4 protein-coding genes are annotated in these 6,628 nt (G+C 61.5%); all 4 read left to right on the top strand.

Annotated elements, in window-relative coordinates; translation table 11 throughout:
• Positions 1–826, top strand: an 826-nt coding sequence (flgJ, locus tag OQK_RS03305; RefSeq protein ID WP_081489819.1) for a flagellar assembly peptidoglycan hydrolase FlgJ, incomplete at its 5' end; no start/stop codon positions are given.
• 25 nt (positions 827–851) lie between these two features.
• Positions 852–2,897, top strand: coding sequence for a flagellar hook-associated protein FlgK (gene flgK / locus OQK_RS03300; protein WP_016771108.1), 2,046 nt, complete (start codon positions 852–854; stop codon positions 2,895–2,897).
• Between the two features lie 13 nt (positions 2,898–2,910).
• Positions 2,911–4,479 (top strand): flagellar hook-associated protein 3, encoded by a 1,569-nt coding sequence (locus OQK_RS03295; protein WP_016771107.1) that lies wholly within the window; start codon positions 2,911–2,913, stop codon positions 4,477–4,479.
• Positions 4,480–4,588: 109 nt separating this feature from the next.
• The coding region (locus OQK_RS30950; protein WP_038860488.1) for a glycosyltransferase at positions 4,589–6,628 on the top strand (2,040 nt) is incomplete at its 3' end.

Here is a 6,628-nt window from a genome sequence, read left to right as displayed (position 1 = left end):
GCATGCGCCGAACAACACCGATATTTCCCATCGCAACGACATGGCGCTGATCAACCAGCGGCGTCTGGCATTGCCGCCGAAACTGGCCGATCGCTTGCTCGCTGGTCTGGTGCCGTCGGCGCCGAGCGTGGCCACTGCCAGCACTGCGGCCGCAGCGACCAACGCCTTGCCGCAACGTGCTGCGACTACCGCCGTCACAGGCTCCGGCGCTTTGTACAACGGCGACTGGCTGGCCCGTGCCGAAGAGCAGAAAGCCGCTGGCGGGCAGATGCAGGTCTACGGCCGCGCCATGGCGCAGATTCCGCTGGCACCGGCGAAGAAGGCCTTCAGTTCTGCCGACGAATTCGTCAACACCATGCTGCCGATGGCCAAGGAAGCCGCCGACCGCATCGGCGTCGATCCGCGTTACCTGGTGGCGCAAGCGGCACTGGAAACCGGTTGGGGCAAATCGGTCATGCGCGCTCAGGATGGCAGCAGCAGCCACAACCTGTTCGGCATCAAGGCGAGCAGCAACTGGAAGGGCGATTCGGCCCGCGCGATCACCAGCGAGTTCCGCAATGGCGCGATGGTCAAGGAGACGGCCGAGTTCCGTTCCTACGCCTCGTACAAGGACAGCTTCCACGATCTGGTGACGTTGCTGCAGAGCAACAATCGCTATCAAGAAGTGCTGAAGTCGGCCGATAACCCAGAACAGTTTGTACGCGAGTTGCAGAAGGCCGGTTACGCCACCGACCCGAACTACGCGACGAAGATTTCGCAAATTGCCAAGCAGATGAACAGTTTTGAAAACTACGCTGCGGCGGGTGTCTCCACCACGCCTTTATAAGGCACCAGGTAATAAGGTCTGAACCATGAGTTTGCTCAATATCGGGATGTCGGGACTGTCGGCCAGCCAGTCCTCTCTGGCTACGACAGGCAACAACATTGCCAACGTCGACACCGCCGGTTATTCACGTCAGCAAACCGTGCAGGGCACCAAGTCCTCGCAGCAGTACGGCAGCGTTTTCATCGGCACGGGCACGACCCTGGCTGACGTGCGCCGGGTGTACAACTCGTACCTGGAATCGCAGCTGCACACCGCGACTTCGCTGGACAGCGAATCGGCTGCGTTTCTCAAGCAGGCGACGCCGCTGGACGCCATGCTGTCGGACACCAACACCGGCCTGACCGGTGTGCTGCAGAAATTCTTCACCTCGATGCAGGGCGTATCGACGTCGGCCACCGATGACACTTCGCGTCAGTCGGTGCTGACCGGCGCGCAGGCGCTGACCAGTCGTTTCAATACCCTGGCCAAGCAGCTCAACGATCAGAACACCACGATCAACGGCAGCCTCGGCGACATGACCGCCCAGGTGAACAAACTCGCCACGGCGATCGCCAATCTCAACCAGAAGATCGGCGAAATCTCCACCAGTGGCGGGGCGCCTAACGACCTGCTCGACAGCCGTAACGAAGCCGTGCGTCAGCTCTCGGAGCTGACCGGTGCCCAGGTCGTCGAGCGCGGCACCAGCTTCGACATCTATGTCGGCAGCGGTCAGCCGCTGGTCATCGGCAACACCACCAACAGCCTGAGCATGGTTGCGAGCAAGACCGACCCGTCGCGCATGTCGATCCAGATGGATCGCGGTTCGAGCACCATCGACATCACTTCGGTGATCAGCGGTGGCGAAATCGGCGGTCTGCTGACCTATCGCAAGGAAGTCCTCGACCCGTCGCTCAACGAGCTCGGTCGCGTGGCCCTGGTGATTGCCGATCAGATCAACAGCCAGCAAGCCCAGGGCATCGACAAGAACGGTGACTTCGGCGCGGCGATTTTCAACAACATCAACAGTGCCGCTCTGATCAGTCAGCGCAGCATTGCGAAGGACGGCAACAGCGCCGGTTCGGGCAACCTCGATGTGACCATCAAGGACACCGGCAAGCTGACCACCAGCGACTATCAGGTGACCTTCACCAGTGCCACCGATTACACCGTCAAGCGTTCCGACGGCACCGATCTGGGCGCATTCAGCACTACGACCAATCCGCCGCCAGTGATCGACGGCTTCACCCTGGCCTTGAATGGCGGCGCGCTGAGCGCGGGTGACTCGTTCAAAATCACGCCGACCCGCAACGCGGCGGCGAGCATTCAGACGGTCCTGACCGATCCGAAGAAAGTCGCTGCGGCCGGTCCGCTGACCGGCGTCGCCAGCGCCAACGGTCTGGGCACTTACACCCAGCCGACGCTCAGCGACAAGATCGACATCTCCAACCCGACCGCCCAGGCTGACATGCAGGCAGCGTTGAAGAATTCGACGCCGGTCAAACTGGTGTTCGGCGCAGCCAGCGGCGGCAGCCAATCGTACAACCTGGTCGACGCCAAGGGCGCGACCATTGGCACCGGTACCATCGTGCCCGGCCAGTCGAACACGCTGAATCTGAAGGTCGGCATCGTCGACGCCAGCGGCAACCCGGTGATGGACACTACGGTCACGCCGAACGTGCAGAAGACCTTCACCGTGCAGACCACCGTGGGCGGCACGCCGAAAACCGGCGAGACCTTCACCATGAACCTGACCGGCGCGGCGTCTTCGGACAACCGCAACGCCCAGGCACTGGTCGCATTGCAAACCAAACAGACCGTGGACACCGGTTCGGCGAGCAAGGGCATCAGCCTGACCGACGCCTACAACACCCTGGTGACCAACGTCGGTACCAAGACCGCCCAAGGCAAGTCCGACAGCGCCGCGACCACGGCGATTCTGGAGAACGCCAAGGGTGCCCGCGATTCGCTTTCCGGGGTCAACCTGGACGAAGAAACCGGCAACCTGGTCAAGTACCAGCAGTACTACACAGCGTCTTCGCAGATCATCAAAGCTGCGCAGGAAACTTTCGCCACGCTGATCAACAGCCTTTAAGGAGTCGTAATTCATGCGCATTTCCACCGCCCAGTATTACGGAACGCAAGCTTCGGATTATCAGCGTAACTTCAACAAGGCTGTCGCCACCGCGAGCGAGGCGAGCAGCCTGCAACGCATCAACACCGCCGCCGATGATCCGATCGGTGCCGGGCGTCTGCTGCAGCTGGGCCAGCAGGCAGCGATGCTCGATCAGTACAAGACCAACGTCAACACCACCAAAAGTGCGTTGACCGTGCAGGAGTCCACACTGGAGTCGATCACCACGGCGCTGGCGCGAGCCAAAGAGCTGGCCCTGGCCGCGAACAACGGCACCATCACCGACAAGGATCGCCAGGCGTACGCCTCGGAACTGGGTGAGATCCAGCAGCAGGTGCTGGGCCTGATGAACGCCAAGGATGCCAACGGCAACTACCTGTTCTCCGGTTCGAAAACCGACACCGCGCCGTATTCGAAGAATTCTGACGGCACGTTCAGCTACAACGGCGACCAGACCATCATCGATCTGGGCATCGGCGACGGCATGACCGTGGGTACCAACACCACCGGTTGGGACGCGTTCCAGCAGACCATCAACACCGGCCGCACCAACACCAAAATGACTGCGCCAGCTGTGGATGACGGCCGTGTCGTGCTGTCCAACGGCACCGTCGGCACTGTTGCCACCTACGATGCCAAGTTCACTGCCGGGCAGCCGTACACCGTCGATTTCGTCAGCAGCACCCAGCTGAAGATCACCGATGCTTTGGGCAACGACGTGACCGCCGAGGCCAGCCAAAATGGCCTGATCAGCAACAGCAGCGGCGCCAATCAGACCGTCAGTTTCCGCGGCGTCGACCTCAAGCTGAACGTCAATCTGAAGGCCGGCGATACCAATCCGGACGCCGTTATCGCAGGGCACAGTTTTCAGTTGTCGGCCTCGCCGGACTCGTTCACCACCACGCGTAATCCGGGTAACCCGTCGACCAGCGTGATCACTGGTTCGACCATCACCGATCAGGCAGCCTACACCGCAGCGTTTCCGCAGGGCGGCGCGGTGCTCAAGTTCACCAGCGCCACCGATTTCGATCTGTATGCCGCGCCAGTGACCGCCGACAGCAAGCCGGTTTCGTCGGGCACGGTTGCCGGCGGTAACGCCACCGCTGCCGGTGTGACCTTCGCGCTGGGCAGCACGCCGGCCGCTGGCGATCAGTTCTCGATCCAGCCGAACAATCACCAGACCCAGAACGTGCTCGACACCCTGGGCCAGATGATCACCGCGCTGAACACGCCGGTTGACGGCGATCCGGTTGCCAAGCAGAAATTGCAGGGCGCGATGGAGGCAGGCCTCGGCAACATCGATGCCGCTTCCAACCAGATCGGCACCGCAGTCACCACCATTGGTGCCCGCGGCCAGGCCCTGGACATGCAGACCATCACCAACGACAGCCTGACCACGGCGAACAGCACGACCCAGGGTTCGATTCGTGATTCCGATCCGGCTGAAGTCATGACCCGTCTGACCCTGCAACAGACCATGCTGCAAGCCGCGCAACTGGCGTTCAGCAAGATCAGTCAGTTGGGTCTGTTCAACAAGATCTGATGATTGGCGGGCGCGAGCGCGCCCGCCAACGTTGTGCCTCTGTTAATGATTTTTTGCGGTATCAAGGGCTCGTTTTTGCGAGCGGGCTCGTACCGCCTGTGAGCCCGCCGTGAATTCACTTCCTCTCGTCAGCATTGCCATCCCTGCGTTCAATCCGCGCTTTTTCGAGCGGGCATTGAACAGCGCCGTCAGCCAGACATACGCGCCTCTTGAGATCATTGTCTGCGATGACAGTCGTGGTCGTGAGATCGAAGGGATTGTCAGCGCTGTGGCCGAGCGCTCGGGTGTTGCCGTGCGCTATGTGCGCAACCCGCGCACACTGGGCCTGGTCGGCAATCTCAAGGCGTGCCTTGATCAGGCGCAGGGTGAATTCGTCAAGTTCATGTGTGACGACGACCATCTCTATGCCGCCTGCATCGAGCAGCAGGCGCACGAGATGTTGCGTGAGGAAGTCAGCCTGGTGCTGGCTCAGCGGCTGTTCTGGGACGCCGACGACATCATTCTGCCGGCGCGCCTTGAAAACACTTCGTTGTCACCGGCCAGCGGTCTGTTCAAGGGTGACGACCTGCTGGGCATCTTCGAAAAATTTCCGGTCAATGTGCTGGGCGGTTTCTCCAGCGCCTTGTTTCGTCGTTCGGACCTCGTCGACTTGTTGCCGGCACTGACTCAGGACGGCCACTGCTTTGTCGCCACCCTGGATTTCGCCTTGTACGTATGCCTGCTGCGGCGCGGCAATCTGGCGATGTCTAACACCGTGCTCAGTGCCGAGCGGCTGTATCCGGAGCGCTTGAGTGCTCAGCAGCCGATGAAAGACGCGGTCGAGGTCGAGCGCGAGTGGATTCTGCAAATGCTCAAGGCGCGCAGTGGCGAGTCGGCGCCAGCGCCGGGTTGGGTGCGCTATGTCCCGCTGACCAAGGCTGACGCAATGCCGCGCGTCTGGGAAGAGCTGCCCCTGAGCCGTACGCTGGGTACCAAGCAGAGTCGCCAGGAGTGGTGCGTCGGCATCGATAGCTGGAGCTTCGCCGAACTCTACGCGCACTGGCTGCAGTGCCGCAGTCTCACTGAAGGGCAGCGCAAGTTACTGCCGGAAACTCTGGCCGCCTGGCCACAACAGCCGCGAATAGTGCCGATCGTCATTGATGCCCAGGGCAGTCGCGATGGAGTCGAGCGCACGCTTGAGGCGCTTGCTCGGCAGGACTATGCGCCTGAACTGATTCTGGTGCTGTCCGCTTCCTGTAACGAGGCGACGCTGGATGGGCGCGTGTTCCACATGCCACTGGAAGGTGACGGGCTGGGTCAGATCAACGCTCTGTTGCCCCAACTGGAGGGCGCCGACTGGTTCTACCTGTTGCAGGCCGGTGACCGGCTGATGGTGCCGGCCTTGCTGGTCATGGCTGACCGGATTGCGCACTCGCCGTCGCTCGGTTGCGTGTACAGCGATGAAGGCGGTCTGCGCGATGGTGAGTCCGTGGAACCCGCCTTCAAACCCGATTTCAACCTTGATCTGATGCGCAGCTACCCGTATGTCGGGCGCGCCTTGGCGTTCAAGCGCGAACGCTTTCTGGCGCTGGGTGGTTTTGACACGACGTTCACCGAACTGGCTCCTCACGACATGCTGTGGCGCATGGTCGAAAGCGACGGCACCCAGGTGATCGGGCATGTCGCCGAAGTTCTGCTGGAGTCGCCATTCGATCTGTCGCGGTGGTTGGCCGAGCCAGGCGTCATCGAACAGAACCCTCGTGTGCTCGAAGCGCATCTGCAACGCATTGGCGTTGCCCATGAAATCCGCCGTGGCAGTTGCCAATTGCTCAATCGTGTCGACTATCGGCACGCGCGCCGTCCGCTTGTGTCGATCATCATCGTCACCCGGGATCAGACCGCTGCCTTGCAGCGGTGTGTCGAGACCGTGCTGGAAAAAACCGCCTACGCCGACTACGAACTGCTGCTGGTCGACAACGGCAGCGAAACCGCTGAGGCCAGAGCATGGCTGGACGGCATCGCGCAATTGGGTGGTGACCGAATCCGCGTGCTGACGTACCCGCAGCCGGACAACATGGCTGCCCTGCACAATTTTGCCGTGACCAAGGCCCGTGGCGAATATGTGCTGCTGCTCAATACCTTTGCAGTGATCACCCACGCCGACTGGCTG

The organism is Pseudomonas sp. R62 (genome assembly GCF_000257605.1).
Lineage (GTDB): Bacteria > Pseudomonadota > Gammaproteobacteria > Pseudomonadales > Pseudomonadaceae > Aquipseudomonas > Aquipseudomonas atacamensis.
This window is presented reverse-complemented; position numbering and strand designations above follow the sequence as displayed.